This is a genomic window from Actinobaculum sp. 352 (assembly GCF_003957265.1).
Lineage (GTDB): Bacteria > Actinomycetota > Actinomycetes > Actinomycetales > Actinomycetaceae > Asp313.
In genome coordinates this window covers 1-2,585 of sequence record NZ_RQSN01000028.1, presented here as the reverse complement: position 1 = coordinate 2,585, position 2,585 = coordinate 1, and the positions used below count along the sequence as shown (strand labels likewise).

The 2,585-nt window shown below is 58.1% G+C and carries 4 protein-coding genes; 3 read left to right on the top strand and 1 reads right to left on the bottom strand.

The genetic code is table 11. The features are described from left to right. From EKN07_RS12335 to EKN07_RS12325, 3 genes are all read left to right on the top strand, one after another. Positions 1–269 (top strand): hypothetical protein (locus tag EKN07_RS12335; protein WP_206435736.1); only part of this gene is annotated, 269 nt, incomplete at its 5' end. A 72-nt stretch (positions 270–341) separates the two neighbouring features. Then, positions 342–662: an EndoU domain-containing protein gene (locus tag EKN07_RS12330; protein WP_126146565.1), complete on the top strand. Its 321-nt coding sequence runs from the start codon at positions 342–344 to the stop codon at positions 660–662. Between the two features lie 15 nt (positions 663–677). Then, a complete protein-coding gene (locus EKN07_RS12325) occupies positions 678–932 on the top strand; it encodes a hypothetical protein (RefSeq protein WP_108716416.1) in 255 nt (84 codons plus the stop codon). Here EKN07_RS12325 and EKN07_RS12320 read toward each other — a convergent pair. Beyond that, a complete protein-coding gene (locus EKN07_RS12320) occupies positions 929–2,179 on the bottom strand; it encodes an IS1249 family transposase (protein WP_126146564.1) in 1,251 nt (416 codons plus the stop codon). The two genes, EKN07_RS12325 and EKN07_RS12320, sit on opposite strands and share 4 nt — an antisense overlap. Positions 2,180–2,585 lie beyond the last annotated feature (406 nt).

Sequence of the window (2,585 nt, the reverse complement as noted above, 5' to 3'; positions counted from 1 at the left end):
CCTCCCATCGGTTCCACGACCACTGTGACTGTGAGATCGTGCCCGAGTGGGATAGGAGGGCCGTCCACTTGGAAGGGTACGACCCGGACCGGTACTACGCGCTCTATACGGAGGCCCGGGAGGCTGTTGGCGGGCCGAATCCGAGTCTGAATGATATTGCGGAGCGGATGCGTGTATTACATCCCGAGCAGTACACGGACGGGAAATGGCCGAAGTTGCCTACCGGGGCCAGCTCGGACGGGACGCTGCAGGCCAGCGTGTATGAGTAGTGGAGGCGCGACATGGCATTCGTCCACCCACCCGGTGCGGATACGTCACGGTTCAAAATCCCACCCGAACGCATGTCAGAAATCCCGGGCGGCTGGCCCTCCGACGTTCCACCGCTACGTGTCCGAGAATGGAACCACATCCTCTACGGCGATAAACGCGGCGGCGGACACCTGACAGGTTACGGGTGGACGCACGACCGGCCAGAGTTCCCTGCTGACTGGACACCGCAGGTCATACGCGATGCCACAGAAACCGTGCTGCGCGAGAATCCTCTGATACACCGAGGAGGACCCGTATACCGCAGTGATGGCACTGTCAACGGAGTGTCATTACTCGTGTATGTAACGCGGAAACAAGGTAATCTCTATATATCTGGAGTGTTCCCAACCTGAGGAACGAGGTGACACATGGATCCGCTGCAATTGCTCAATGACATGCTCTCCTATCAACCTGACATGGAGGACGTCATCCATGAGATCGCTGAGCTAGACCCATCCGTCGCTATCCGGTCACTGTTGGACGCCTTATATGACGACCGGATCCAGATCTCTCCTGACCTGCTGCATCGCCTCGGTGAGTATTGCGATGGTAGCTACTATCTAGAAGAGAGCTACCGTGATCTTGCTGAGTTGCAGAAAGAGCTAGCGGCTGACGCCGCCTAATTCACTCTGCTGGTTCTGGCTTTAAGCCCGTACGGGTTAATGGACAGAATGTGGGTCTGTTGTCGGCGTGTTGGGGTTATTTTTGGTGGTGTCCGGCCCAGCCTTTGTGTATTGAGATGTTGTCTTCCCAGGGTGTGTGGGTGTTGATGGTGGTGTCGATCTCGACTGGTCCGTCGTGTTCGGGTGTGGGTGTGGTGGTGTTGGTGGTGTTGGTGGTGAAGTTTTCTAGTGGTTGGGGTGTTATTGAGCGGGTGTAGAGCCAGTAATCGATGGCGGTGAGCATGTGGTTGTGGCTCCAGCCGCGGTGGGCGTGTAGGAAGGTTTTTTGGGGGTGCGTTGATGCCGCCTTCGAGTGGGTTGGTTGTTGATGCTAACGGGTCTGATACGTCAAGGTCAGGGTCGAGGAAGGTGAAAAGAACGCCGTCTTTGATATAGCGGTCGAGGGAGTGGACGATGGTGCGGGTGTGTTTGTGGGTGTACCACCACTTTTTGTTATGACGGGCAAAACTCGGGATGTGGCTGGCTGGGACTTGGTCGCGGTAGGTTTTCTCAGCTAGCCAGTCGTCGTAGAGCTGATGGAAAGCGGCTAGGCCCTTTTGCCAGGTGATGGCGTGGTCGGGGGTGGTGATCGTGGTCAGGTCGCGTCCCAGGCGGTAGAGGGCTTTGTGGGGCTCGGTTTTGGGGCGTGTGGTGGTCACGCGGCGGATATTGCGTTGGATGTGGACGAGGCAGCGTTGGATACGTGTGGTTGGCCAGCAGGCTCTGATGGCTGCTAGGGCGCCTGTGCCACCGTCGGTGGTGACGACCATCGGGGCGGGAATACGGGTCAAGAGTGCTTCGTAGGCGGCTGTGGACTCGCGGTTGCATAGTTGGTAGGCGATCACGCCTTGGATGGTTGAGGCGACAAGGAGGCAGTAGCCGTAGCCGATATAGGTTCCATCGATGAAGACCTGGTCATAAACCTGCCCGGTTGTGCCCCAGATGGGGCGGGTATCCCAGCACCAGGCATGGGTACGGTCCCAGGTACGAATCGAGCCGCTCAGGCAGCGTTTGGGGGCAGTGTCGGTGACGTAGTCTAAGAACTCTCGGAACTGTTTGTTCCGTGCTTGCTGATCGCTGCTAGCGGTGAAACTGTGCTGGCATTGCTTGCAGTACCAGCGTTGCGTGCCGGCACTGGTGGTGCCTTTCTTCTTGCACGGTCGACAGCAGATAGGGCATAAGCGGGCATGGGAATGGACAGGCTTCACACCATGTACATATCCACGGAAAAGTCAAGCAAGGCCAAACCTTAAACCCCCAGACCTCAACAACCACCACTTTCACCCACCACACCAACCCAAACCCAAAGTATTAGACCCACAATCTGTCCATTAACCCGTCAAGCTCCCGAGACCTGGCAGCGGCGCCGCCATGTACTGGTCATAGGTGGCGGCGACGGCGTCGAGCTGGCCGAGGACACCGCGACCGACTAACCTGCCCTTCCCCTGACTATTCCGGCCCTATCCTTCCATGCGGGAGGATAGGGCCGGCTTTTCATGCCTACTATTCGATGAGTGGCACGGCCGGTGCAATCGCGGCCTCCATGGCTTCCGCCGCACCGGCCCACGCGTCCTGGGACAAGTGCCCATACGTGTCCACCGTCGTCGTGATCGA

What these genes read in the sequence shown, in the direction of transcription:
- EKN07_RS12325 (WP_108716416.1), top strand. Translation starts at nt 678, where the DNA reads ATGGATCCGCTGCAATTGCTCAATGACATGCTCTCCTATCAACCTGAC.
- EKN07_RS12330 (WP_126146565.1), top strand. Translation starts at nt 342, where the DNA reads ATGTCAGAAATCCCGGGCGGCTGGCCCTCCGACGTTCCACCGCTACGT.